This is a genomic window from Variovorax sp. RA8, assembly GCF_901827175.1.
Taxonomy (GTDB): Bacteria; Pseudomonadota; Gammaproteobacteria; order Burkholderiales; family Burkholderiaceae_C; genus Variovorax.
The window spans coordinates 216,492-238,717 of record NZ_LR594662.1; the positions used below are offsets into that span (position 1 = coordinate 216,492).

At 66.6% G+C, this 22,226-nt stretch carries 24 protein-coding genes; 14 read left to right on the forward strand and 10 right to left on the reverse strand.

Annotation, left to right across the window (positions count from 1 at the left end; translation table 11 throughout):
- Positions 1-9: 9 nt before the first annotated feature.
- A complete protein-coding gene (locus E5P3_RS00970) occupies positions 10-336 on the reverse strand; it encodes a hypothetical protein (RefSeq protein ID WP_162584282.1) in 327 nt (108 codons plus the stop codon).
- 147 nt (positions 337-483) lie between these two features.
- Here E5P3_RS00970 and ku point away from each other — a divergent pair, with 147 nt between their 5' ends.
- Complete coding sequence (ku, locus tag E5P3_RS00975; RefSeq protein ID WP_162584283.1) at positions 484-1,392, forward strand: non-homologous end joining protein Ku; 909 nt, start codon at positions 484-486, stop codon at positions 1,390-1,392.
- A 37-nt stretch (positions 1,393-1,429) separates the two neighbouring features.
- On the opposite strand, the gene E5P3_RS00980 is transcribed toward ku, so the two are convergent.
- Both E5P3_RS00980 and E5P3_RS00985 read right to left on the reverse strand, forming a co-directional pair.
- Entirely contained in the window at positions 1,430-1,705 is a 276-nt protein-coding gene (locus tag E5P3_RS00980; protein WP_162584284.1) for a hypothetical protein, read from the reverse strand.
- Between the two features lie 190 nt (positions 1,706-1,895).
- Entirely contained in the window at positions 1,896-2,201 is a 306-nt protein-coding gene (locus tag E5P3_RS00985; protein WP_162584285.1) for a hypothetical protein, read from the reverse strand.
- Between the two features lie 226 nt (positions 2,202-2,427).
- Here E5P3_RS00985 and E5P3_RS00990 point away from each other — a divergent pair, with 226 nt between their 5' ends.
- A complete protein-coding gene (locus E5P3_RS00990) occupies positions 2,428-2,613 on the forward strand; it encodes a DUF3606 domain-containing protein (RefSeq protein WP_162584286.1) in 186 nt (61 codons plus the stop codon).
- An 18-nt stretch (positions 2,614-2,631) separates the two neighbouring features.
- Positions 2,632-3,078, forward strand: coding sequence for a hypothetical protein (locus E5P3_RS00995; protein ID WP_162584287.1), 447 nt, complete (start codon positions 2,632-2,634; stop codon positions 3,076-3,078).
- Between the two features lie 37 nt (positions 3,079-3,115).
- On the opposite strand, the gene E5P3_RS01000 is transcribed toward E5P3_RS00995, so the two are convergent.
- Positions 3,116-4,060: a lipase family protein gene (locus E5P3_RS01000; protein WP_162584288.1), complete on the reverse strand. Its 945-nt coding sequence runs from the start codon at positions 4,058-4,060 to the stop codon at positions 3,116-3,118.
- Positions 4,061-4,434: 374 nt separating this feature from the next.
- Here E5P3_RS01000 and E5P3_RS01005 point away from each other — a divergent pair, with 374 nt between their 5' ends.
- Together E5P3_RS01005 and E5P3_RS01010 are read left to right on the forward strand one after the other, a co-directional pair.
- Complete coding sequence (locus tag E5P3_RS01005) at positions 4,435-4,695, forward strand: alpha/beta fold hydrolase (RefSeq protein ID WP_162584289.1); 261 nt, start codon at positions 4,435-4,437, stop codon at positions 4,693-4,695.
- 17 nt (positions 4,696-4,712) lie between these two features.
- Positions 4,713-6,113, forward strand: coding sequence for a tetratricopeptide repeat protein (locus E5P3_RS01010; protein WP_197893926.1), 1,401 nt, complete (start codon positions 4,713-4,715; stop codon positions 6,111-6,113).
- Here E5P3_RS01010 and E5P3_RS01015 read toward each other — a convergent pair.
- Genes E5P3_RS01015 through E5P3_RS01025 form a run of 3 tightly spaced genes read right to left on the reverse strand, consistent with a single transcriptional unit; the run spans position 6,085 to position 11,536 of the window.
- Complete coding sequence (locus E5P3_RS01015) at positions 6,085-9,681, reverse strand: indolepyruvate ferredoxin oxidoreductase family protein (RefSeq protein ID WP_162584290.1); 3,597 nt, start codon at positions 9,679-9,681, stop codon at positions 6,085-6,087. The two genes, E5P3_RS01010 and E5P3_RS01015, sit on opposite strands and share 29 nt — an antisense overlap.
- A gap of 15 nt (positions 9,682-9,696) precedes the next feature.
- The gene (locus E5P3_RS01020; RefSeq protein WP_162584291.1) at positions 9,697-10,677 is read right to left on the reverse strand and encodes a Bug family tripartite tricarboxylate transporter substrate binding protein; all 981 of its coding nucleotides are present in this window, start codon (positions 10,675-10,677) and stop codon (positions 9,697-9,699) included.
- Between the two features lie 31 nt (positions 10,678-10,708).
- Positions 10,709-11,536 (reverse strand): hypothetical protein, encoded by an 828-nt coding sequence (locus tag E5P3_RS01025; RefSeq protein ID WP_162584292.1) that lies wholly within the window; start codon positions 11,534-11,536, stop codon positions 10,709-10,711.
- Positions 11,537-11,732: 196 nt separating this feature from the next.
- Here E5P3_RS01025 and E5P3_RS01030 point away from each other — a divergent pair, with 196 nt between their 5' ends.
- The gene (locus E5P3_RS01030; protein WP_162584293.1) at positions 11,733-12,683 is read left to right on the forward strand and encodes a LysR substrate-binding domain-containing protein; all 951 of its coding nucleotides are present in this window, start codon (positions 11,733-11,735) and stop codon (positions 12,681-12,683) included.
- Between the two features lie 94 nt (positions 12,684-12,777).
- Positions 12,778-13,137, forward strand: a complete 360-nt coding sequence (locus E5P3_RS01035; RefSeq protein WP_162584294.1) for a hypothetical protein — start codon at positions 12,778-12,780, stop codon at positions 13,135-13,137.
- Positions 13,138-13,157: 20 nt separating this feature from the next.
- On the opposite strand, the gene E5P3_RS01040 is transcribed toward E5P3_RS01035, so the two are convergent.
- Entirely contained in the window at positions 13,158-13,415 is a 258-nt protein-coding gene (locus E5P3_RS01040) for a hypothetical protein (RefSeq protein WP_162584295.1), read from the reverse strand.
- Between the two features lie 109 nt (positions 13,416-13,524).
- On the opposite strand from E5P3_RS01040, the gene E5P3_RS01045 reads away from it, so the two are divergent.
- Complete coding sequence (locus E5P3_RS01045) at positions 13,525-14,370, forward strand: PA4780 family RIO1-like protein kinase (protein ID WP_162584296.1); 846 nt, start codon at positions 13,525-13,527, stop codon at positions 14,368-14,370.
- A 24-nt stretch (positions 14,371-14,394) separates the two neighbouring features.
- Here E5P3_RS01045 and E5P3_RS01050 read toward each other — a convergent pair whose 3' ends face one another.
- Positions 14,395-15,177: an SIR2 family NAD-dependent protein deacylase gene (locus tag E5P3_RS01050; RefSeq protein WP_162584297.1), complete on the reverse strand. Its 783-nt coding sequence runs from the start codon at positions 15,175-15,177 to the stop codon at positions 14,395-14,397.
- A 146-nt stretch (positions 15,178-15,323) separates the two neighbouring features.
- On the opposite strand from E5P3_RS01050, the gene E5P3_RS01055 reads away from it, so the two are divergent.
- Complete coding sequence (locus E5P3_RS01055; RefSeq protein WP_162584298.1) at positions 15,324-15,500, forward strand: DUF1328 domain-containing protein; 177 nt, start codon at positions 15,324-15,326, stop codon at positions 15,498-15,500.
- A gap of 171 nt (positions 15,501-15,671) precedes the next feature.
- The gene (locus E5P3_RS01060) at positions 15,672-17,234 is read left to right on the forward strand and encodes a phospholipase D family protein (RefSeq protein ID WP_162584299.1); all 1,563 of its coding nucleotides are present in this window, start codon (positions 15,672-15,674) and stop codon (positions 17,232-17,234) included.
- 7 nt (positions 17,235-17,241) lie between these two features.
- Here the strand turns inward: E5P3_RS01060 and E5P3_RS01065 are convergent, their stop codons facing one another.
- Positions 17,242-18,720, reverse strand: a complete 1,479-nt coding sequence (locus E5P3_RS01065; protein WP_162584300.1) for a Crp/Fnr family transcriptional regulator — start codon at positions 18,718-18,720, stop codon at positions 17,242-17,244.
- Between the two features lie 41 nt (positions 18,721-18,761).
- Here E5P3_RS01065 and E5P3_RS01070 point away from each other — a divergent pair, with 41 nt between their 5' ends.
- The 4 genes from E5P3_RS01070 (at position 18,762) to E5P3_RS01085 (ending at position 22,123) form a co-directional block, all read left to right on the forward strand.
- Positions 18,762-18,908 carry a hypothetical protein gene (locus E5P3_RS01070; protein ID WP_162584301.1) on the forward strand — a complete coding sequence of 49 codons (147 nt, stop codon included), beginning with the start codon at positions 18,762-18,764 and terminating at the stop codon, positions 18,906-18,908.
- Positions 18,905-20,611, forward strand: coding sequence for a cyclic nucleotide-binding and patatin-like phospholipase domain-containing protein (locus E5P3_RS01075; protein ID WP_162584302.1), 1,707 nt, complete (start codon positions 18,905-18,907; stop codon positions 20,609-20,611). The genes E5P3_RS01070 and E5P3_RS01075 overlap by 4 nt, the downstream gene beginning before the upstream one ends.
- Before the next feature lie 88 nt (positions 20,612-20,699).
- Complete coding sequence (locus tag E5P3_RS01080; RefSeq protein WP_197893927.1) at positions 20,700-21,491, forward strand: DUF3750 domain-containing protein; 792 nt, start codon at positions 20,700-20,702, stop codon at positions 21,489-21,491.
- 254 nt (positions 21,492-21,745) lie between these two features.
- On the forward strand, positions 21,746-22,123 hold the full coding sequence (locus tag E5P3_RS01085) for a PH domain-containing protein (RefSeq protein ID WP_162584303.1): 378 nt from the start codon (positions 21,746-21,748) through the stop codon (positions 22,121-22,123).
- Positions 22,124-22,226 lie beyond the last annotated feature (103 nt).

A 22,226-nucleotide genomic window follows, 5' to 3' on the forward strand; every position in this document is an offset into this window, starting at 1 on the left:
GCTACGAAGTTACTGCGCGGGCCCGAATCCGAAGTACCGCTTTCCAGGTGCGGTCTCCTTCGCAGGAGCGGCGCGCTTCGCTTCTTGATGGGGGCTCTCGCCGGCATCGCTTTCGAGCTCAGGCGCATCAGCTTCGCGTGGCCCGATGTCCAGGTCCTCCGCCGTGGCCTGCAGCGCAACCAGCCCTTCGGCCATGGCCGCCTTGTAGCTCGCCACCGGCGAGTCGGATTTTTCCAGCTGCCGCCAACTGCGGCCCTTGAGCTCGGCCAGGACCCACGCGAAGCGGCCCGCCTTCGGCTCCTCGACGTAGACCGCGATGTGGCGCAGACTTGACATAGCCCGTAGGGTAGCCGTTCCGTCATTCGGTCACGCTCGAAAGCGCAGCCTCCCTACGGCCAGGTGCTACGCGCACCTACGCCGCAACGGCTCAGGGGCCGCAGGCTGCGCGCTGCGGGGGTCATCCCGTCGTAAGGAAGCTGAGGCATGGCAACAGGTAGTCGCACGCTCTGGAAGGGGGCCATCACCTTCGGTCTCGTCCACATCCCCGTGGGTCTTCACACGGCAGCGACCGAGGAAGGCGTGGACTTCGACTGGCTCGACAAGCGCTCGATGGACCCTGTCGGCTACAAGCGCATCAACAAGCGGACCGGCAAGGAAATCAGCAAGGACAACATCGTCAAGGGCGTTGAATACGAGGACGGGAAGTACGTCATCATCAGCCCCGAGGAAATCGAGGCGGTCTTTCCCAAGACGACGCAGACCATCCAGATCGAGCGCTTCATCGATGCGGCCGAGATGCCCTTCATCTTCCTGGAGCGGCCCTACTACGTGGCGCCCATCAACAAGAGCGACAAGGTCTATGCCCTGTTGCGCGAGGCCCTCGTCGACAGCGGGAAAATCGCGCTTGCCAAGGTGGTGATCGCCACCAAGCAGCACCTTGCCGCGCTGGTGCCCTCCGGCGCAGTCCTGGTCCTGAACCTGCTGCGCTGGGGTGACGAAGTCAAAACGCTGGACTCGCTGGACCTTCCGCCTGCCGGGCGAAAGAACGTCAGCGCCGCAGAGATGAAGATGGCCAGGCAGCTGATCGCCGAGATGTCCGGCAAGTGGGACCCGGAAGATTTCAAGGACGAGTTCCGGCACCAGGTGATGAAGCTGGTCGACAAGAAGGTGAAGGCGGGCAAGACCGAAACCGTCCTGGAGCCCGAAGAGGAAGCGCCGGAAAGCTCCAACGTCATCGACCTCACCGAGCTGCTGCAAAGGAGCTTGAAGGGCCGCTCGAAGGCAAGTGGCAAGGCCGCGAACAAGTCTGCGGCCAAGACTGCTCCAGCGAAGAAGTCCAAGCCCAGGCGTGCGCCGGCGAAGAAGAGCACGTCTGAGCGAAAGGCAGCGTAGCTCGGTTTCGACAGCCACGCGAGGAAGCGAAAGCTGGCTACTTTTCCTTGGCTGGAGTGACAGAGACCTTCGGCACTTCGATCACCTTCTCCTCGGTCTTCACCGTTGGAACTGTCACGGTCTTCTCTTCCTTGGTCACTTTCACGTCAGGCGTCGTCACGTCATACTTGGGAAGTGTCACGTCGCCGGCCTGCTTCTTCTCGACTTCGTACTTGGGCACCGTAACGTTCCCCTCGGCCGTCTTCTTCACGTCGCACGCGGCGAGCGTCACGACGCTGCAGATGGCGATGGCGATTGATGCGATGGCTTTCATGAAAATCTCCGTTTGAGTTGTTGCTCCTGGAGCATCTCGAACGCGGGGTACAGTGAGCTGTAAGACCGCACCGTGTTGTCCGGGAGGCGCGTTGGCTCAAACGGTGTCGTCCGTCATAAGGCGTGCTGCATAGGGCCTTCGCACGGCCGAGAACGCCATCGGCTGCCTGGGCCATGCCCTTTCGGACAGCTCAGCGCTTCACCCCATCCGGCCCGAAGGCATAGCGTGCCAGCACGCGCAGATCGGCCTCGTCGTCCATCTCCGCGCTCATCGCTGGCAGGGATTCGCCCAGCGCCACTGCCGCCAGCGCCTTGTGCGGGCACAGCCCCAGACAGCGCGTGCGTGTGACGCGCGCACGCACCGGGGAGTCGGCGGAGAGGCGGCGCAGTTCCTTGGTTGCCGACTTGCTGCTGAGATGTCGCGGGCCATCCGAGCGGTCTTCGCAGTCCGCACACACCACGACGATGCGCTTGAATTTGAACGTCTCAAGTTTCACCGGAGTCTCCCGCGAGCAGCAGGCAGGTACACGGGGCTGTCGATCCAGGCAGGGTCAGCATTGCAGAACATCGTAGACGCTTTGCCGTGTGTCCTGCGTAGGCTGCGGTCGTTCCAATGTCGGACTGGCCTTCCAACGGGCGCCGTCGTTCTCCGACCCGCTGTGCCCGGTCGTCGGAGAAAGCTCGCCGTTCCCACTGCGCCAATGCGCGAACGAAAGGAACAACATGGCAGACGACAAGACGAAACCCGGCGGGCAGGACCGCTCGCGCATCAACGTCAACGAAGATTACGAGCTGAGGGATTGGTCCCAGAAGTTTGGTGTCTCCGCGGACGAGCTCAAAGCCGCGGTGAGAGCCGTTGGCACCCATGCGCCAACCGTCGAGCAGCACCTGAAGGCGAGAAAGAAGTAAGACGACGAGGAGCACTGCATGGCAACCGACAACGTGAAGAGTCCTGCCGAGCTTGCTGACGAGGCCCGGCAGGTTGCGCAAGACGCCCTTGAGGCTGCGAAAGGGTATGCCCAAGAGAGTGGACAGATTGGCAGAGACGCCGCCCAGTCAATCAGGTCGACCGTCGAAGACGTCAAGGAGACCGGCGCGGAGGCCCTGGACACCGTCAGGGGCCTCTCCCATGACGCCAAGGACATCGCGAGGAGCGCTGGCGCGACGAGCAAGGCCTATGCTCAGAAAGCCGTGGGCGCCACGGGTCGGAAGCTGCGCGACTGGCAGGGGCAAGTCGACGAGGTGAAGGAAAGTTGCACGCGGTACATCGCCAACGAACCGGTGCGCTCGGCACTCATTGCCGCCGGCGCTGGCGCACTCCTGATGACATTGCTGCTTTCCATGATGAGAAGGCGCAGGCACTACGAAACGTGAGCAGCGCGACCTGAACGCTGCCGCGCGAGACCGTCCCTCATTTGGCCTTGGCCACCCGTGCTCCGTTCATCCCCAGCTTCTCAGCCAAGGCGCACGCAAACTTCCCGAGGGAGTGATCCTTGACCGGATCTGCCTTGAGAACAACGCTGTATCGATAGCCGGTAACGACAGGGTCTGCTTCCGACGGCTTGAAGAAGACGCTTTGAAGGGAGCGCAGCAAGGCCAGGATCTCGCCGCGTTCGTAGATCCGCTCGATCTCCAGGTCTTCCGAGTTCTTTTCGCGCGTGTGTTGCTCGACGGAGAAGTAGCCGGTGACGGGGGAGGGGTGGAAGGCGTAGACCCTTGAAACCCTCGGGACGTTGCCGTCCAGAGGGAGCGCATAGGCGAACTGCTGCGCAAGGCCTCCGCCCAGCGAGTGACCGGTGGACACGACCGACGGCTTGGCGTCGCCCCATTCCCGTTGCGCCATCCTGCGCTTGAACTCCTCGTTGAATGCAGGCCCCAGGTGTTTCACCACAAGGGTGTACTGGTCGTCGTGTTTGGGAAGAAACCAGCGCAGATTCGCTCGCCAGTCGTTTCGGTTGTCGAAAACCGTCCCCCCGAAGGCCACGGCCACTTGAGGCGGGCTCTCCTTGCTCCACACCTCGACGCGAAGGTGGTACTTCTCGATCTCGGTCTTCAAGCTCTCTTCGCGCGGAAACCCGTCCCAGCGCTTCCAATGGGCTTCGCCTAGCGCTTGATCCGCGTCTCGGCATGGATCGGCCTCTTCTTTGCCCGCCGGCGTCTTTTCATACGCGGATTGGGATAGCCATGCATAAGGCAGGTGGCGCCTTGCCTCGGGCTCATAGGGGCGCAGCTCGGCGATCAAGCGCTTGCCGGGTGGCCGGATGGCAACCTGGTCCTCGGTCTGCTGCAGCGAGATGCACCCGGTGCACGCAATGGCGAGCAGCGACGCACTCAGCGTCCGGATCGTTGGGTTCATGGCGCCTGACCTCCTCAGCGAGCATAGGCGGCTTCGGCCTCAGGGCGCAATCCACAGGAAGGAGGAGCGTTCAAACCCATCGCCCGCACAAGGCATGGACACGATGAGCGGCCAGAGCCAGGAGCGAAACTTCGCCGACGTCTCCGCTTTTCGTCCCGGCAAGCTGAGCGCCAGGGATGTGCCTTTTGGTTGCCGCCTACACGCGGATAACAAATGGAGAACAAAGTCCGGCGGTCCCGAAACATGCGAGATACGTCCGCGCAAGAGACTTTCGCATGGGCTTCTGGGACGGCACCGCGGCCCGAGTGCCCGACATGCGGATCACCCGCAGGGTGTCCCGTCCATCTCCACCCGCACCACCTGAGGAACCCTCGATGAAGCTCACCCTTCGCCAGATTCAACTCCCCGGCCGCGCGCGGCTCGAGTTCGCCGAACAGGGCGGCCGCTCTGGCACGCCGGTCATTGCGCTGCACGGGGTCACCGACTCGTGGCGCTCCTTCGAGCCGGTGCTCCCCTGCCTGCCATCCGAGCTGCGCGTGATCGCGCTCACCCAACGCGGCCATGGCGCCAGCGACAAGCCGGCCGGAGGATACCGGACCGCCGACTTTGCCGCCGACGTGGCGGCCATCGCCTGATCCCGGAGTGCCCGACGATGACCGCACTGATCGACACCCTCGGACACCCGGTGAGCGGTGCCACCGCTGCCGGGATCGACTACTACGAACAGGCCGCGCACGAGATGCGCTGCCTGATCGGCGACCCGCTCGCGACGATCGACCGTGCGCTCGCCGAGGCGCCAGGCATGTCGATCGCGCACACGCTGCGAGCCTGGCTGCACCTGCTCGGCACCGAGGTGCCGGCGCTGGCGACCGCGCGCGAGGCGGCCGAGGCTGCGGCGCGCCACGCCGGAACCGATCGCGAGCGGATGCATGCGCGCTCCGCTGCGCTCGTCGCCGCCGGCCGTTGGCGCGATGCCGCGCGCGTGCTGGAGGACCTGTCGGCGCAGCACCCGCGCGACCTGCTCGCCCTGCAATCCGGCCACCAGGTGGACTTCTTCACCGGCGATTCGCGCATGCTGCGCGACCGCATCGCGCGCGTGCGACCGCACTGGAACGACGCGATGCCCGGCCATCATGCGGTGCTCGGCATGCACGCCTTCGGGCTCGAGGAGACCGGCGACTATGCGCAGGCCGAGCGCACCGGACGCCGGGCCATCGAATTGCAGCCGCGCGACACCTGGGCCTGGCATGCGGTGGCGCATGTGCACGAGATGCGCAATGCGCCGAATGACGGCATCGCCTGGCTCGAGGCGAATGCGGCGCACTGGTCGCGCGACAGCTTCTTCGCAGTGCACAACTGGTGGCACCTGGCGCTGTTCAAGCTCGAGCAGGACCGGCACGACGAGGTGCTCGCGATGTACGACGCTTCGATTGGCGGGCCGGGCTCCGCGGTCGTGCTCGACATGATCGATCAAAGCGCACTGCTGTGGCGCCTGGCGCTGCGCGGCGTGGACGTCGGCGATCGCTGGAAGCCGCTGGCCGAGCGCTGGGCGCCGCATGCCACCGCGGGCAACTACGCCTTCAACGACCTGCACGCGATGATGGCCTTTGCGAGCGCCGGGCGCGTCGACCTCGCCGCGCAGCTGCGCGAGACACAGCGCGCAGCGCTCGCCGGTGACGGCGACAACCGCGCCTTCACCGCCGAGGTGGGTGAGGCAGCGACGCGCGCCGTGCAGGCCTTCGTGGCAGGCGACCAAGCGACGGTCGTCGCGCTGCTGCGGCAGATCCGCTCGCGCGCACATCGCTTCGGCGGCAGCCACGCGCAGCGCGACCTGCTCGACCTGACGCTGATCGAGGCGGCGCTGCGCAGCGGCGATCGGTCACTCGCAACAGCGCTGGCGGCCGAGCGCGCCGCGATGCGACCGGCAAGCCCGCTCGCCCAGCGCTTCGTCGCGCGAGCCGCAGAGCCACCCGCTTGTTATCGAGCCCGGGAAACGGCTACGCTCCGCGCGCAAGGGATCATCTTCATGTCACGGGCGCCGGCGAGACCCTGATCACGCGAGCACTGGTTTCGCGAAGAGCGAAGCGCTCGTTCAACTCGGCTGCCTTCATCTTCGTCGCGTGAATGCCCTCTGTCTTGATGTGCTCGTACCCGCGGATGCCTTCGGGCAGCGACAGCAGTTCCAACGCCAGCGCCCGTGTCGCAGGCGTCAAGCGGCTCATCGTCGACTCGACGAGTTCGGTGTACCAGCGCAGTACGTCGCGCTCCTGGCGGCGCACCGCCCCATAGCCGAACGGATCGAAGGGGGTGCCGCGCACGAACTTCATGCATGCCAGCGCCTGGAGAACGGGTCGCATCCACGGGCCGAGTCCAATCTTGCCCTTGAGGCCGAACCAGCGCATGAACGGCGGCTGCAGATTGAAGACCATCCGCACCGGGCCGGTGAACATCTCCTCCACGCGGCGCGCGAAGGTGCGTTGGGTCAACAGGCGCGCGACTTCGTACTCGTCCTTGTAGCTCATGAGCTTGTGCAGATTGCGCGCCACGGCGCCGGCGAGCGAAGGGTCCGTCGGCTCGCCGAGAACGGCGCGCTCCAGCCTCGCGACGCGCCCGACCGTCTGGACGTAGCGCCGCGCGTAGGCCGCGTTCTGGTAGCGCATCAGGTCCTCGGCGCGCAGGCGCACCTTCGCGCGCAGCGCGTAGCCGGCTTCATCGTCGGGCAGCTCGACTGCCGCCATCATGTCGTCGATGCGGCGATCGCCGGCGATGCTGCCGCGGCAGGCATTCTCCTCCAGACGATCGGCCAAGGTCTCGTACGGCCGCGCCAGCATGCGTTCCAGCGTCGCGTGGTCGTGCTGTGCCAGGCGTCCAGCACGAAAGGCCAGGATGTTCACCTTCTCCTGCGAGCCGTTGAGCCGGATGGCGGCTTCGATGCTAGAGGCCGTGATCGGCAGCAGCCCCGCCTGGTACGCCGCCCCGATCGTCACCATGTTGGCCATCACGTAGTCGCCGAACAACCCTTCGGCGATGCGGCGGGCGTCGATGGCGATGCAGGTCCCGCCCTGCGTGGCCGAGCGGATGGCGCCGAGCATGTGCTCGATCGGCATCGCAAGCTGCGGGTCGCGGATCATTTCGCCGCTCGGCAGCAGCCCGGTGTTGACCACCGCCCGCGTCGCTGGTCCGCAGCTGGCCAGGTTCTGCGCGTCGACGCCGGCCAGCAGGTCCAGCGCGAGGTACAGGTGGGCGCGGCCCGCTCCGACGCGATTGGTGATCGACGGGTTCGCAGGCGACGAGAGCACCAGGCTCGACACCACCGGCCCCCATTTCTGGGCTGCGCCGGTCTGGTCGTAGCTCTTGACGTCAGTGCCATCCAGCGCGGCCGCTTGGGCGAGGATGGCGTTGGCGGTGAGCACGCCGGTGCCGCCGAGCCCGGGGATGTACACGTTGTACGGCAGGTCCAAGGCCGGCACTCGCGGCTGCGGTATCGCGGCATCGTCGATCGCCGCCGGCGCAGGCCTGCGCACCTCGGTGCCCGGCTTCACCTCGACGGTGACGAACGAGGGACATTCGCCTCCGAGGCAGGCCCGGTCCTGGTTGCAGGACGACTGGTGGATCTGCGTCTTCGCGCCGAACTCGGTGTCGACCTTCTGCAGCGACATGCAATTGGCGGTGCGGCCGCAGTCGCCGCAGTTCTCGCACACGTCTTCGTTGACCACTGTGAAGCGCGTCGGCGCCGGCAGCTTGCCGCGCTTCTGCTGGCGCCGGCGCTCGTTCGCGCATTCGCCGTCGTAGAGAAGGATGGTCGTGCCGGGCGTGGCCTCGAGTTCCTTCATCGACGCCTCGAGCGCGCTCACGTCCCGCAGGAGCACGCCATAGGGAAGCGACACCTTCTCGTAGCGCGGCAACTCCTTGGCGATCAGGACGATCTTCGACACGCCTTCGAGCACGAGGTGCGAGAGCAGCGTCACGATGGAGGGCGCGCCGACCGAGCGTTGCCCGCCGGTATTGGCGATGACGCCGTTGAACAGGATCTTGAAGGTGATGTTCACGCCCGCCGTCGCCGCGAACCGGATGTTCTGATAGCTCGAATGCATGAGCGAACCGTCGCCGAGGTTCTGCACCATGTGCTTGCGGCTGGTGAAGGGCGCGAGCCCGATCCAGGGCAGCCCTTCGCCGCCGAGCTGGGTCACGGCCTCGATGCGCTTGTCCGGCTTGTCCATCAGCGCGGCAAAGATGTGGCAGCCCGGCGCGCCCCATGCGACCTGGCCCGGCGCCAGCTTGGTCGACACGTTGTGCGGGCAGCCGGAGCAGTAGTTCGGGCTGCGTTTGGGCTGCACGCTCTCACCGCGGGCGCCGAGCGCGTCGAGCTCGGCCAGCCGCTCCTCTGCTGCCGCGGGGAGCGTGAGCTCGCGCGCCAATACGCGGCCGAGCACCCGCGCGATGAGATCGCCGTTCATGCCGCCCTCGACGGGGAACAGCTCGCTGCCGTCGGCATCGTGCTTGCCGAGCACCTGGACCGGACCGATCTCGCACAGTGCGTGCCCGAGCTGGCGCTCGATGAAGTCGCGCTTCTCCTCGACGACGATGATGCGCGGCAGGCCCTGGCCGAACCTGCGCACGAATGCGCGCTCGAGCGGCCAGGACATCCCGATCTTGGCGAGGCGAATGCCGGCGGCGCGCAGGCTGTCGTCGTCGAAGCCCATGTCATGCAGCGCCTGGCGCGTGTCCGCGTAGCTCTTGCCGGCGCTGACGATGCCGATGCGATCGGTCGGCGTGGAAACGACGACGCGGTTCAGCTCGTTGAGCTCCGCGTAGGCGCGCACCGCCGCATGCCGTTCCACGTAGAGCTGGCGCTCGGTGGCGATGTTCTTCACAGGAAAGAACTGGAAGTTCGCAATCTTCCTGAAAGGCTTGCCGTCCAACGAGAGCTGCGGGATCCGGGGAAGCGCAGGTTGCGGCGAGAAGCGAACCACCTCGCCGCCATCGCACAGCGGCCCTACCAGCTTGAGTGCGACCCAACAGCCGCTGTAGCGCGACAGCGCGGCCGCGTGCAGCCCGTACTCCACGAACTCCTGCACCGACGACGGATACAGCACGGGAATGCCGTGGTGCTCGAAGGCGTGCTCTTGCTGGTAAGGCACGGTCGAGCTCTTCGCCTCGTGGTCCTCGCCGCTCAGGATGACGACCGCGCCGTGCGTGCTGGTGCCGGCGAAGTTGCCGTGCTTCAGGGCGTCGCCCGAACGGTCGAGGCCGGGCCCTTTGCCGTACCAGTAGGCGACGACACCGTCGAGATCCGGGTGCGGATGCTCATCGAGCATCTGTGTGCCCATCAGCGTGGTGGCGGCCAGTTCCTCGTTCTGGCCCGGCCGGTGCATGACCCCGTGCGCTTCAAGCGCCGAGGCGGCGCGGTTCAGCGCAAGATCGTAGCCGCCGAGCGGCGAGCCCGGATAGCCGCTGATGAAGGCGCGGGTGCGCAGGCCGGCCTGGCGGTCTCGCCGCATCTGCTCGATCGGCAGGCGCACCAGTGCCTGGATGCCGCTGAGAAAAACAGCGCCGTCTTCGATCTCATAACGGGCGTCGAGGGAGGGCGTGGAGGGCACGGGGATCCCGAGTGTCGTCATCGATGGCCGTCGCTCTCAGTCCGCCACGATCGAGGTTCTGTCCACGACGGCCTTCCACCGCGCCAGATCGGTCTTCAGCAGTTCGGTGATGTCGGTCGTCTGCCCGGGCTTCACCTGGATCCCCAGTTCGCGCAGGTTCTCGGCAAAACCGGGCTGGGCGATGGCGGCCCGGCTCGCATCGCGCAGCTTGCGCACCACCGGTTCGGGGGTGCCCGCCGGCGCGAACAACGCATACCAGATGTCGTATTCCATGCCTGTCAGGCCCGTCTCGGGTACCGCGGGCAGGTTGGGCAGCAGCGGGGAGCGCTCGGCGCTGAGAACGACCACGCCGCGCAGCTTTCCCGACCGGATGTGGGGGGCGACGGCGCTCGCGGGCGCGACCACCATGTCAATCTGGCCGCCGATCGCGTCGGTGATCGCGAGCCCCGTACCGCGATAGGGGATATGGACGAATTTGGCCTTGTTCGAGAAGCTCACCATCTCGGCCAGCAGGTGCGGCGAAGTGCCGATGCCCGGAGTGCCGTAGTTCAGCGGCGTGGTCCGCGACAGCGCCAGCAGCTCCGGCAAGGTCGCGGCCTTGACGTTGGGGTTGACGGCGATCGCGATCGGAATGGTGGCGACCATGCCCAGCGGAACGAAGTCCTTCAGCGGGTCGTACTTGATGTTCCTGTAGACATTCGGGTTGGTGGCAAGGTTGTCGTTGCCGAACAGCAGCGTGTAGCCGTCGGCTGCCGAACGCACGACCGACTCGGCGCCGATGTTGCCGCCTGCGCCGGCGCGGTTCTCGACCACCACGGCCTGGCCCAGTGCGCCGCCCAGCTTCTCGGCGAAGGGGCGAGCAATGGCATCGAAGCCGCCGCCCGGCGGGAAGGGCACGACCATCTTGATCGGCTTCGAGGGATAGGCATCGGCCAAGGCCGCGCCTCCAACGCAGGCCACGATCGCGACCACTGCCGGTGCGATGGCCCGCCCCACTCTGTGCTGAAAGAGTCGCATCTTGGTTCCTTGGTGCTGTCGTGTTGTCGGTTCAGTGGCGGGGCAGCTGCACTTCGAGCAGCTCGCAAAGGCTGTGCGCCGTGATGCGCGAGCCCGACGCGCCGCTGTACATCGCCGAGTGAGTCTCCCAGGCCTTTCCCCCCGCGCGGCCTTCGCCACCCAGAACAAACAGCACGGTGCGGTCCCGGACGTCGCAGCTGACGTCCGAAGCCAGGCGAAGCATTGCGATCTGCGTACCGCCTTCGGAGAAAGTGCCCAGGTGCTTGCGTTCGACGCCGGCAGTGTCGGTCGGCCGCCACCGGAACGCCGAGGGGCGCATGAACAAGGGCGTCAGGTAGCGGTCTTCCGGATAGTGCAGCGGCCTGCCGTTGACGTGTTCCCACACGGCCTCATAGCCGTCCTGGTTGCGCTTGGTGGCATTGCGATCGTGGGTCTTGTACACGCCCTTCTCGAAGGTGCCGGTTTTCCTGAGTTCGGCCATGCCCTGCTGCAACCTGGCTTCCGCCACGTAGCCGCTGCCGCTGGCGCCGCCGTATTGCAGCACCAGCACCTTCGACTTGCCCTTGGGCACGCTCTGCGGACCGTAGTACACGCCTTCGGGAAAGTACCCGACCGTCCCCGGCGCCATCACGCCATTGCGGGCGAAGTCGACCTCGCCCTCGAGTTGCAGTCGCACCTGGTCGAAGTTGTGCCTGTGACGCGGCGAGTCGAAGTCGCCGTACGTGCTTGCCAGCTGCAGGTAGAAATTCTCCGGGGTGCCGTCTTCGCCGTGCAGCAACGAGTAGTTGTGGAACAGGCCGCCTCGCGCGTGTGGCCGATCTTCCAATGGAACATCGCGCAGATTGGTGACGTGGTGCATGGCTTTCCGGGTCTCCTGTGGAACATGGAAGGGAAGTATGGGGAGCGCTTCAAGCCAAGTCGATTAACATTTCTGCACCGAGGCATTGCCCAAACGTCACGCCCGGAAGATCCTTGAAAAGCACGGCCCGGTACCAGATGCGACCCTGCCAGTTTCCCGCTGCGACAGCCGCGTGTTTCCAACCTCAGAGGATGCAATGAAGCGAGCAGCCCCTTCCCGGCTCTATGACGTGTTGAGCCTCAGGGTTCTCAAACTGATCGCCGCGCTGGAGGCGGCAGGCAGCTTGGCGGGCGCTGCTGCGCAATCGCACATCGTGCCCTCGGCAGCGAGTCGACGCGTACGCCATCTCGAGGAAGCGATTGGGTTCGAGCTGCTCGACAGAGTCCCGCGCGGCGCCGTTCTGACGCCAGCCGGCCGCGCGGTAGCCCGCTATGCACACAAGATCGTCGCGGATGTGCAGGCGCTGGACTGGGAGCTGCAGGACCTGCGCCATGGAGTGAGCGGGCATGTCACGCTGCTCGCGTCCGCCTCGGCCATCGTGCAGCATCTTCCGGAAGACCTGGCGCGCTTCCTCCGCGCGCAACCCAACATCCGGGTCGACCTGCAAGAGCACTCGAGCGACAGCATCGTCGAGAAGCTGCTGCAGGGCGGCGCTGACGTCGGCGTGCTGGTGGTGCCCGATCAGGTGCCGGGTCTGAAGATGCAGAACTATCGACACGAGCGGCTGGTTGCGGTATTGCCAGAGTCGCATCGGCTGAGCGCCAGCGCGAGTGTGCGTTTCGATGAGCTGATCGATGAGGACTGGGTAGGCCTCCCCGCCGGCACGGCCCTGGCCGAACTCCTCGCACGGCAGGCGCAGTCGCGCGGCGTGCATCTGCGGCAGCGCCTTCAGGTGAAGGGGATGGACTCGACCCGCCGCATGGTGCAGAACGGTCTCGGCGTCAGCGTGCTGCCGCAGGCGAGCCTCGAGCAGCAGGGCCGCTTTCAGGGCTTGGTCGCGATTCCCCTGGACGAACCGTGGGCCGAGCGAATCAGCAAGATCGCCTGGAACAGCAGGGTGCCTTTGTCGGCTGCCTCGACCGCGCTGATCGACGCGCTCGTCGGTCCCCATGGACAAAAGGGGGAGCTAGATGGTGCACACCAGTGAAAGGTCGAAGGTGATTGCTCCCGGTGTTGATTTGCCGGTAGCTGCCAAGGTTTAGCGCAGGTCGGACCTTTCGACATTGCGGCATCCTCCAGGGATGCCCCTCGAATACCTGCTCTTCGACATGACCGACGAGGAGACCGGCGCCTGCAGCTTCGACGCGATGGCGTCCGTCCTTGCCGATCGCTTGCCGGCCCTGATCCATGAGGTCGAAACCGTGCTCGCTTGGGCCTGTCGCAACTTCGGCGCACCATCTTCTGTCGAAGAAAGCGGCGAATGGGACTTCGAGTTGCAAGCAGTGGCCGAGCATGATGTCCCGCTTGAGGTCACCTACGACCGCGAGCGCGCAACGGTTTCCATCCCGCGCGTGCCTGGGCGAGTGACCCTTGCCCTCACCCTGACTGGCTCCCGTGCCTTTGCGGCAGCCTTCACGGAAACCTTTCCTGATCCGGATTGACGGGGCCGCGACCACGCAAGCTAATCAGGCACGAACTTCGCCTTGAACCTCGCGATGTCATCCGCCTCTTCGAGGGTGACGAGCTGGCCCATCTTGCCGTCGGAGAGCCGGCAGGCGGCGAACAGGCTGTAGCGGCCCTTCAGGCCGTAGCTTGGCAGGTCGATCAGCGCGTACGGCTGCGGCACGAACACTTGATGTTCGAACACGACCCGGTGCACGTTGCGTGGCGAAGGGAAGAGCTTGTAGTCGGTGGTCTCGAAAGACCTTGCGGTAGCCATGCCCCATTCTCGCTGCAACGTTCGCCATGGAGGCCTTCCGCCATCCGAAGAGCAGCCACGCCTTGGCCTTCACATCGCGGGCCCACCCGGCAGGCAGGCAGAATGAGCCATGAAAGCACCCCCTCGACTACAGACGCTGATCGACGAAGGATTGATCGACAGCGTGGTTCGCCAGCTCATGAGCGGCAAGGAAGCAATGGTCTACGTGGTGCGCTGCGGGGACCAGACGCGCTGCGCCAAGATCTACAAGGAAGCGACCCAGCGCAGTTTCCGCCAGGCGGTCGATTACACCGAGAACCGCAAGGTCAAGAATACGCGTCTGCAGCGCGCGATGGCCAAGGGCACCAAGTTCGGCCGCCAGGCCACCGAGGCAGCTTGGCAAAGCGCCGAGGTCGATGCGCTCTACAGGCTGGCGGCGGCGGGCGTGCGCGTGCCGGAGCCCTACAACTTTGCCGACGGCGTGCTGCTGATGGAACTGGTCACCGACGAGCACGGCGATGCCGCACCGCGCCTCAACGACGTCATGTTCACCCCAGAGGACGCGCGGCTGCATCACGCAACGCTGCTGGTGGAGGTGATTCGCATGCTCTGCGCGGGTGTGGTGCACGGCGACCTTTCCGAGTTCAACGTGCTGCTCGCTGCCGACGGCCCCGTCATCATCGACTTGCCGCAGGCCGTCGATGCCGCGGGCAACAACCACGCGCGGCGGATGCTGTTGCGCGATGTGGGGAATCTTGCGGACTTCTTCGGGCAGTTCGCGCCCGAGCTGCTTTCCACCCGCTACGGCGAGGAAATATGGAACCTCTACGAGCGTGGCGAGCTTCACACGGGCTCGGCGCTCACGGGCAGCTTCGCACGTCCGAGCGGGCCGGTGGACTTGGGCGGGGTGCTGCGCGAGGTGGAAGACGCGCGCGCCGAAGAGGCGGCGCGGCTTGTGCGCATGGCCGTGCGCTGATGCGGCTGCCGGCTTGCAGTGCCTTCAAGTGTCGAGGCTCGACACCAAGGCAGGAAGCCCCACGCCTGCCTCGATCTGCCAATCCATGGCGCAGCGACCCGTCATGCTGGAGGCATCAGGATTGATGACCGACACAGCGCAGCCGCGGCTGCGCGCAGCGTCTGGCAGGCCCGCTGCCGGGTACACCAGGCCGGATGTTCCGACCACCAGCAACAGGTCCGCACGCTCGATCGCGCGACGTGCCTCGAGCCAGACCGCCTCCGGCAAGCCTTCGCCGAACCAGACCACGCCAGGACGGATCAGGCCGTTGCAAGTGGCGCACCGTGGAGGGGCCAAGCGCGTGGTGACGTGCTCGGGTTCATTCCCCAATGTGTCCGCGAGGCCGACGCACGCGCGTCCGCAGTCGAAGCAACGGGGCGCGAACAGGCTCCCGTGCAGATGAAGGACAGCCTTGGCGCCCGCGCGTTCGTGGAGGTCGTCGACGTTCTGCGTCACGATGGTGAACGCCTCTACCTCTGGCCGGGCGGCCAGTGCGGTCAGCGCGAAATGGCCCGCATGCGGTACGGCGAGGGACGCATGGCGGCGCCGCCACTCGTACCACGCCCACACCGTTTCGGGATCGCGTGTGAACGCCTCTGGCGTCGCAAGCGCCTGCGGATCGAAGCGCGACCACAGCCCGCTCCCCTGGTCCCGGAAAGTGGGGATTCCGCTTTCCGCCGACATTCCGGCACCGGACAAGACCACGATGCGTCGTGCGGTGCGCAGATGCGTAACCAGCGATGCGGGCGGAACAGCTTGGCGGTTCATGGCGCGTCTTCAGGAGGGAAGAGATGGGTCTTGGTTCATGGTTCGGGGGGGCCGGCACGCAGCTCGCTTACGCTCCTGTGAGCCACAGCCCTACTCGGTCATGCCGACCACTGCGAACAATACAAGGTTCCAACAAGGAAGCCTCCATGCTCAAGTGGGCCATCATCTTCGCCATCGTTTCGGTCGTCGCAGGGGTCTTTGGTTTCACCGGGATCAGCGCCGGTGCGGCAAAGATCGCGAAGATCCTGTTCTTCATCTTCCTGATCGTCGCCATCGTGTTCGTAGCGCTGGCGGTCCTGGGTATCGGCGCCATCGCGTCGTAGGCTGGGTGGTTTGGCCGGCTGCCTTGATGGCACCGGACAAGACCACGATGCGGCGTGCGGTGCGCAGAGGACGCCGGCTGCTTGGCAAGCAGGACCTTCCGCTGCCCTCCGGATGGCGTCAGAATTGAGGCGAACGCTCGCTTCCAGGCGATGCGATTCGGAGCCGAAGCCATGAGACGCTGGTTGATCGCCCTCTTCGTGCTGCTGCTCGCCGGCTGCACCATGCTGCCGCCGCGCATCGCGCCGCCTGCCAGCAGCGCCATCGCCGATACCGGCGACACGCCTCTCGGGCGCATTGCTGCGGCGAGTCTGGCTGAGGCACCCGGTGGCAATTCGGGCTTCATGCTGTTGCCGAGCGGCGAAATGGCCTTCGATGCGCGCCTCGCGCTGGCCGAGGCCGCCACACGTTCGATCGACGCGCAGTACTACCACATCCATGACGATACCGCCGGCGCAGCCTTCCTGGCGGCGCTGCGCGATGCCGCGGTGCGCGGCGTGCGTGTGAGGCTGCTGGTGGACGACTACCACGCCGGCGATCTGTACCCCATGCTGCGGGGCCTGGCCGCGTTTCCCAACGCCGAAGTGCGCCTGTTCAACCCGCTGCCCGAGCGCTACGGCACGCCGATCCGTCGCTTGCTGCTGTCGCTGCACGATTTCACGCGCGTCAACCGTCGCATGCACAACAAGCTCTTCGTCGCCGACAACCAGTTCGCCGTTTATGGCGGGCGCAATATCGCCGACGAATATTTCACGCGCCACGGCGAGGCCAACTTCATCGACCTCGACGTCCTCTCCGCCGGGACCGTCGTGCGCGATCTGTCGGCAAGCTTCGACCGCTACTGGAACAGCGAACAGGTGTGGGCGCTGGAGCAGAGGCTGCACGCCTTGGAACGCGCCGCCAAACCCGCCGAGCGGCGCGCCGACTTCGACGTGCAGCTGAAAGGAATCGCCGGCCCACCGCCGGTGGTGCCACCGCGGGACTACCTGGGCCAGAGCACGGTCCGCGTGCAGATCGCGCAGGGCCGGGTGCGACTGCTGGGCGGCAGTGCCCGCGTGCATGACGACCCGCCCGACAAGGTGCTCCAACCCGTGGACCCGAACAAGGCCAGCCCGGCGATGCGCGCCAAGCTCGACGTGATCGCCGCCGCGCGCGAGGAAGTGGTCATCGTCAATCCTTACTTCCTGCCTGGCCCGGTGGGCCTGCGGATGATGGGCGAGGCCCAAAAGCGCGGCACGCGTGTGTTGATCGTCACCAACTCGCTCGGCTCCACCGACGAACCTCTGGTGTACCGCGCCTACTCACGCTACCGCGCCGACATGCTGCGGCTGGGTGTGCAGGTGTACGAGTTCGGTCCCGACCTGGTGCGGCGGTCGAACACCTTCGGGGTCTTCGGCAAATCCACGCCGCGCCTGCACGCCAAGGTGGCAGGCGTGGATCGGCGGCGGATGGTGGTGGGTTCGGTCAACCTCGACCTGCGCTCGGCGACGCTGAATACCGAACTGGGCGTCACCATCGACTGCGCGGCGCTCACGCAGCAAGCGCTCGGGCTGCTGCGCGCCGATGCCTTCGGCAGCATGTACCGGCTGCAGCTCGGCGAAGACGGCGCGCTCGAATGGCATTTGCGCGGCGACGACGGCAAGACACAGGTGCGGCGCGACGAGCCGCACGCGAGCCTGGGGCTCGACTTTTCGCTGTGGCTGCAATCGTTATTTGTGTCCGAGGACGACTTGTAGCGGCCCTTCAGCGCGCGATGCACACGATGCGCGCCGCGCCGTTGGCGGTCACTGCCATCGCCTGCTTCGTATCAAACAAGGCGGGCGCGCGCACGATGGTCGATGTGCCGGCTTGCTCGACCTGCACGTTGCCCAGCAGCACGAGCAGCATCTCCCCGGCGCTCACTTCGGCGCGCTCGCCCGCGGCCAGCAGCCGGTGTTGCCCCGCGTCGACGACCGCCAGCCGCGCCGCGCGCTCCAACGTCTTCCACGCCGGCAGGCCGCGCACGCAGTCGTCGAAGCGCCGCGCCGCGAAGTTCTTCCAGAGGACCTCGCTCAGTTTCGGGTGCGCTTCGAGGATGGAGAACAACGCCTCGCGCGAAATCTGGATGAGCAGCGTGGCGGTGGCGGTGCGCAGAGTGGCACTGCGCCGTTCGCCGCTGAGCATGGCGATCTCGCCGAACATGGCGCCGGTGGCCAGCTGGTCGATGATGTGGTCTTCGCCTTCGCTCTCGCTGCCGGCCAGCACATAGGCGGCGCCGCGCGCGATCACGTAGAGCTCGTTGCCGGGGTCGCCGGCACGGAAGATTGTTCTTCCCGCGGGGAGCGCAACGATCTGCGCGCTTTCTGCCAGCGTGGCGAGGCTGGGTGCGTCGAATGAGCCGAACAGTGCGGTCGCCTTGAGGCGCCGGATGACCTCGGCGGGGCGCAGCAGCTGGCCGCCGATCGGCAGGCGGTACAGCGTCACCATCAAGCCCTCCTTGCGCCGTGTGTAGCGCTCGGCGAAGAAGGCCGAGATCGCGTGCCAGAGGTTGTGCGCATCGACCCTGATCAGCGTGACGAGTCCATCGCCTTCGCTGTAGCCGGGGTTGGCTTCGATGAAGAAGCGCGCCGCGGGCTTGTCGCAGTTGCGCCAATAGCTGCGCTCGACCTCGGAGTCGCGCGTGATCCAGTGCACTTGCCGCGTCAGCGGGTTGTCGGGGCTCACGCGCTCGAGGCCGAACGAGTTCGCCAGCTCGTCCATGAAGGAGAGCACGGCCGGCGGCGGCGGATGCCGGGTGCTCGGCCAGACCACGTCGAAGTGCTTGGCAAACAGGCTATAGCTCGAAGGGTGCACCAGCGAGCCGAGGTAGTAGACGCGCCGCCCGGGGTAGCGCAGGAGGTAAGGCACGCCGAGCTTGAGACCGAAGCGTGTGTTGGTATTGCCACCCCGGTAAGCGCGCAGCGTACCGGCCTCGGCGCGAAAGATGGCGCTCGCCTGGCCGGCCAGTTCACGCTCGAAGATGTGCAGCGCGAAGTAGCCGACGATCTCGCCTGCGTGGTTGCGGTGCACGTTGATCCAGGTGTGCTCGGCCGGGGACTCGACCACGTACTTCGCGAACGAGTCGCGGCTGACGCCGTCGAACACCTCGCAATGGACCCTGTAGAGCGCATCGATGAACTCTTGCCGCGCGGCGGGGTCGAGCCTGCTCGGGACGACGATGGCGGATTTGGCGATCTTCGGCATGGGTGTCGGGTGCGAAGGCCGGCGGGTTGCAAGCGTGGCGGATGGGACGAACGATTTTGCCCCACGGCACGCCCGACCCGATCACCCCGGCGCCCTCGCGCCGCGGCATACTGGCGGCCATGCTCGCCGAACCGCCGCCCGAGAACGTCGCGCGCCGGGACGCCCTGGTGCCCGGCCTGGCACGATGACGCCTGCGCTCGCCCTGCACCCGCTGTTCGCCGGCATTTCGTCCGAGGCGCTCGCCTCCCTTGAACGATGCCTGCAAACGCGCCGCTTCCAAGCGGGCGACATCATCCTGCGCGCCGGCGTGCCGTCGGCCGAGCTGTTCGGGCTGATGGACGGCGCTGTGCGCGTCGATCTGGCCGGCGGTGGCCGGCGGCTGCTGCTGTTGCCGCCCCAGTGCTTCGGCGAGCTGTCGGCGCTGACCGGAGATCCGGTCTCGGCCAACGTCGTCGCCCAGCGCGATGTGAGAACCTGGGTCCTCTCGGCCCCCGTTCTCCTGGAGGCGATGGCGCAGGAGGTCGCGTTCTTCCGCAACGTCGCGACCTTGCTGGGGCTGCGCCTTCGCGAGCGGACGCGCCGTGCGCCGGCGGCGCGGCCGCGCGTCGTGCTAGTGCCGACGGGGGAGGAAGGCAACCCGATCCTGCTGGCGGCGCTTGCCCGCGGTTTGCAGCACTACGCGCCCGGCTCCGAGCACGACGAGTCGCGCGACGACGCGGAAAGCGGCGCGCAGCGCATCCGCCGCTGGCGGGACGTTGGGCCGAGCGACGCAGTGCTGCTGCTCGGTACCGGCCAGGCCGGCAGCGCGGCGTTGCTGGCGGAGCTCGATGCCGATGACGCGTTGCTGGTCACCGCAGAAGATCTGCGCCGCCTCCCGGATACGCACGCCGACCCCGTCATCTGGCGCCCGGGTGCGCTCTCCGGGGCGGCGGCACTGCAGCGCTGGTGCCACGCGGTGCCGCGCGACGAGGTCGACGCTGCGGCATCGGGCGGCGACTGGTCGCGGGCGCGCCAGCCGGCGCTCGATCACCTCGTGCGGCGGCTTTGCGGCCGGGAAGTGGGCGTGGCCATGAGCGTGGGCGCGGCTGCCGGGCTGGCGCACCTGGGGGTGCTCGAGGTCCTGGAAAGCGACGGGCTGCCGATCGACTTCCTTTGCGGCTCGAGCATGGGGGGTGCCGTGGCACTGGCCTTTGCCCGATTCGGCAGCGCGCGCGCGGCGACCGAGAACGTCCTGCGCGTAGTCGCGGACTTCGCGCGCGCCAGGGGCATGCAATGGCTGCCACGCGCCTCGCTCATCTCCGCATCGCGCATGACGACGCTCACCCGCGAGCTGTTTGGCGATGCCACGTTTGCGCAGTTGCGGTTGCCGGTCGCGGTCGTCGCGGCCGACCTGACGATGGGCAAGCGTGTCGTGCTCGACAGCGGCGCCGTGGCGCCGGCGGCACGGGCCACGGCGGCCATCCCGGGCGTGTTCGCCGCGGTCCGGCTCGGCGACTCGGTACTCGTCGACGGTGCGGTCGTGTCGCGCCTGCCGGTCGACCTGCTCGCCGCGCGCGGCTGCGGCTTCAGGCTCGCCACGCTGGTCCGACCCACCTATCCCGAGGCGCCCTCCGATGCTGCGCGCGCCGCCGATCGCTTCGAACAGCGACTGCGTCGCCCGTTCGGCCTGCGCGCCGCGATGGGCGGTGCCTGGCGCTTGCAGGGCTGGTGGGACGCCGCCGCCCAGGCCAATCGCGCCGACCTGTCGCTGACCGTGCCGATCCCGGTCGGCGAAGGCTTCAACTTTGCGGCGGCCGAGGCCATGGTCGACTGTGGCCGGCGCACGGCGCTGGAGCGTCTGCCGCAGATCCGCCTTGCGATGCAGCAGGTGCTGGCGCCAGGGGTGCCTTGACCCTCTCTCCTCGACCAACGAGATCTCGGCCCTCAGGGCGGTCTGGCGGCGGACAGGCTGCCGGCCGCTCTCCCCACATACTCCCGACATGACCGACGCCTCTACTTCGCCTCCCGTCCGGAAGCGCTCTTCGCGCTGGTTACGTTGGCCGCTGATGTTCCTGGGCCTGGTCGCACTGTTGATGCTCGGCCCGGTGGGTGTGCTGGCGTCCGGCGACCTGGACTTGAACACGCCTTGGTACATGATGAGTCGTGAGAGCACCCAACAGGCGCCCGACCCTGCGTCCGAACGCGGTGCGGTCGTGCAGGTCTACGGCGCTCGCATCGTGCGGTGGCGCGGCGCCTTCGGCATCCACCCCTGGATCGCGGTCAAGCGCGCTGGCGCGGAACGCTACACCACCTATCACATCGTCGGCTGGCGGGCCCGGCGCGGCGGTGATGCCCTGGTCACCAGCGAAGTCGACGATCCGAGCGTTCAATGGTTCGGTGCCAATCCGCAGCTGCTGGCTGACCATCGAGGTGCCCGGGCAGAAGCCATGATCGACCAGATCGAATCTGCAGTGGCGGCTTATCCTTGGCGCTCGTCCTATCGCCTGTGGCCGGGCCCTAACAGCAACACGTTCGTGGCTTGGGTGGCCCGACAGGTGCCCGAGCTGCGACTGGACCTGCCAACTACCGCCATCGGCAAGGACTACCTCGGGATGACCACCTTCATCGACCGCGCACCTAGCGGCACCGGGTGGCAGCTGTCGTTGCTGGGCTTGGCGGGGGTGACGGTGGCACGCGACGAGGGCCTGGAACTGAATCTGCTGGGGCTGGGCTTCGGCGTCGATGTGGACGACAGGGCCTTGCGGGTGCCGGGTTTTGGCCGGCTGCCTTGACGAACGGACCCGCCGACCACCGGAATTGTGAACCCGCACCAGGCTGCCAACGCCCCCAAGCCAACCAGGGCCCGGCCCGCCCGATGTCGAAGTGGCAGCCGCACGCGTTCAGCCCGGTTTGGGCCGGGAGAATTCATCCAGTAGCGCAGGGTCGCGCTTGTCAGCCCATTACATTAGCCACGCGCTGCACCCCCGGCAGCCTTCGACGACCGGCCAAGGTCGCGTGTATCGATCGAGTTTGGAAGGAAGCAACCATGGGCCTACTTGACGGAATGCTTGGCAACGCAGCCAAGATCGACCCGGCGAAGATCCAGCAGGAGTTCAGCCAGATCCTGGCGAAGGGCGAAGTGGTCGAGCACGCCTACCAGCTCATCCGCGACTACTTCGTGTTCACCGACAAGCGCCTCGTGCTGGTCGACAAGCAGAGCATGACAGGGAGCAAGATCGACTACCACTCCATTCCCTACAAGAGCATCACGCACTTCAGTGTGGAGACGGGGGGCACCTTCGATCTCGATGCGGAACTCAAGATCTGGATCTCGGGGACTGCTGCGCCGGTACAGAAGCAGTTCAATAAGAGGCTTAGTATTTATGAGGTGCAGAGTGTGCTGGCGAGCTATGTGCTTCGGTGAAGTGGTTTCGTCGAACATGCACGTGCGCTTCGTGCCTGCTCCCGCCTCAATGGGGCGGGCCGAACTTCGGCTCCGCAGCGTTTGCCGCCCTTCGCATCGCCGC

What these genes read in the sequence shown, in the direction of transcription:
- E5P3_RS01000 (WP_162584288.1), bottom strand. Translation starts at nt 4,060, where the DNA reads ATGAACCCAACGATCCGGACGCTGAGTGCGTCGCTGCTCGCCATTGCG.
- E5P3_RS01075 (WP_162584302.1), top strand. Translation starts at nt 18,905, where the DNA reads ATGACGCCTGCGCTCGCCCTGCACCCGCTGTTCGCCGGCATTTCGTCC.
- E5P3_RS01080 (WP_197893927.1), top strand. Translation starts at nt 20,700, where the DNA reads ATGACCGACGCCTCTACTTCGCCTCCCGTCCGGAAGCGCTCTTCGCGC.
- E5P3_RS01025 (WP_162584292.1), bottom strand. Translation starts at nt 11,536, where the DNA reads ATGCACCACGTCACCAATCTGCGCGATGTTCCATTGGAAGATCGGCCA.
- E5P3_RS01035 (WP_162584294.1), top strand. Translation starts at nt 12,778, where the DNA reads ATGCCCCTCGAATACCTGCTCTTCGACATGACCGACGAGGAGACCGGC.
- E5P3_RS01065 (WP_162584300.1), bottom strand. Translation starts at nt 18,720, where the DNA reads ATGCCGAAGATCGCCAAATCCGCCATCGTCGTCCCGAGCAGGCTCGAC.
- E5P3_RS01045 (WP_162584296.1), top strand. Translation starts at nt 13,525, where the DNA reads ATGAAAGCACCCCCTCGACTACAGACGCTGATCGACGAAGGATTGATC.
- E5P3_RS01040 (WP_162584295.1), bottom strand. Translation starts at nt 13,415, where the DNA reads ATGGCTACCGCAAGGTCTTTCGAGACCACCGACTACAAGCTCTTCCCT.
- E5P3_RS01030 (WP_162584293.1), top strand. Translation starts at nt 11,733, where the DNA reads ATGAAGCGAGCAGCCCCTTCCCGGCTCTATGACGTGTTGAGCCTCAGG.
- E5P3_RS01015 (WP_162584290.1), bottom strand. Translation starts at nt 9,681, where the DNA reads ATGACGACACTCGGGATCCCCGTGCCCTCCACGCCCTCCCTCGACGCC.
- E5P3_RS01055 (WP_162584298.1), top strand. Translation starts at nt 15,324, where the DNA reads ATGCTCAAGTGGGCCATCATCTTCGCCATCGTTTCGGTCGTCGCAGGG.
- E5P3_RS01085 (WP_162584303.1), top strand. Translation starts at nt 21,746, where the DNA reads ATGGGCCTACTTGACGGAATGCTTGGCAACGCAGCCAAGATCGACCCG.
- E5P3_RS00970 (WP_162584282.1), bottom strand. Translation starts at nt 336, where the DNA reads ATGTCAAGTCTGCGCCACATCGCGGTCTACGTCGAGGAGCCGAAGGCG.
- E5P3_RS01060 (WP_162584299.1), top strand. Translation starts at nt 15,672, where the DNA reads ATGAGACGCTGGTTGATCGCCCTCTTCGTGCTGCTGCTCGCCGGCTGC.
- E5P3_RS01050 (WP_162584297.1), bottom strand. Translation starts at nt 15,177, where the DNA reads ATGAACCGCCAAGCTGTTCCGCCCGCATCGCTGGTTACGCATCTGCGC.
- E5P3_RS01020 (WP_162584291.1), bottom strand. Translation starts at nt 10,677, where the DNA reads ATGCGACTCTTTCAGCACAGAGTGGGGCGGGCCATCGCACCGGCAGTG.
- E5P3_RS00995 (WP_162584287.1), top strand. Translation starts at nt 2,632, where the DNA reads ATGGCAACCGACAACGTGAAGAGTCCTGCCGAGCTTGCTGACGAGGCC.
- E5P3_RS00980 (WP_162584284.1), bottom strand. Translation starts at nt 1,705, where the DNA reads ATGAAAGCCATCGCATCAATCGCCATCGCCATCTGCAGCGTCGTGACG.
- E5P3_RS00990 (WP_162584286.1), top strand. Translation starts at nt 2,428, where the DNA reads ATGGCAGACGACAAGACGAAACCCGGCGGGCAGGACCGCTCGCGCATC.
- E5P3_RS01005 (WP_162584289.1), top strand. Translation starts at nt 4,435, where the DNA reads ATGAAGCTCACCCTTCGCCAGATTCAACTCCCCGGCCGCGCGCGGCTC.
- E5P3_RS01010 (WP_197893926.1), top strand. Translation starts at nt 4,713, where the DNA reads ATGACCGCACTGATCGACACCCTCGGACACCCGGTGAGCGGTGCCACC.
- E5P3_RS01070 (WP_162584301.1), top strand. Translation starts at nt 18,762, where the DNA reads ATGGGACGAACGATTTTGCCCCACGGCACGCCCGACCCGATCACCCCG.
- ku (WP_162584283.1), top strand. Translation starts at nt 484, where the DNA reads ATGGCAACAGGTAGTCGCACGCTCTGGAAGGGGGCCATCACCTTCGGT.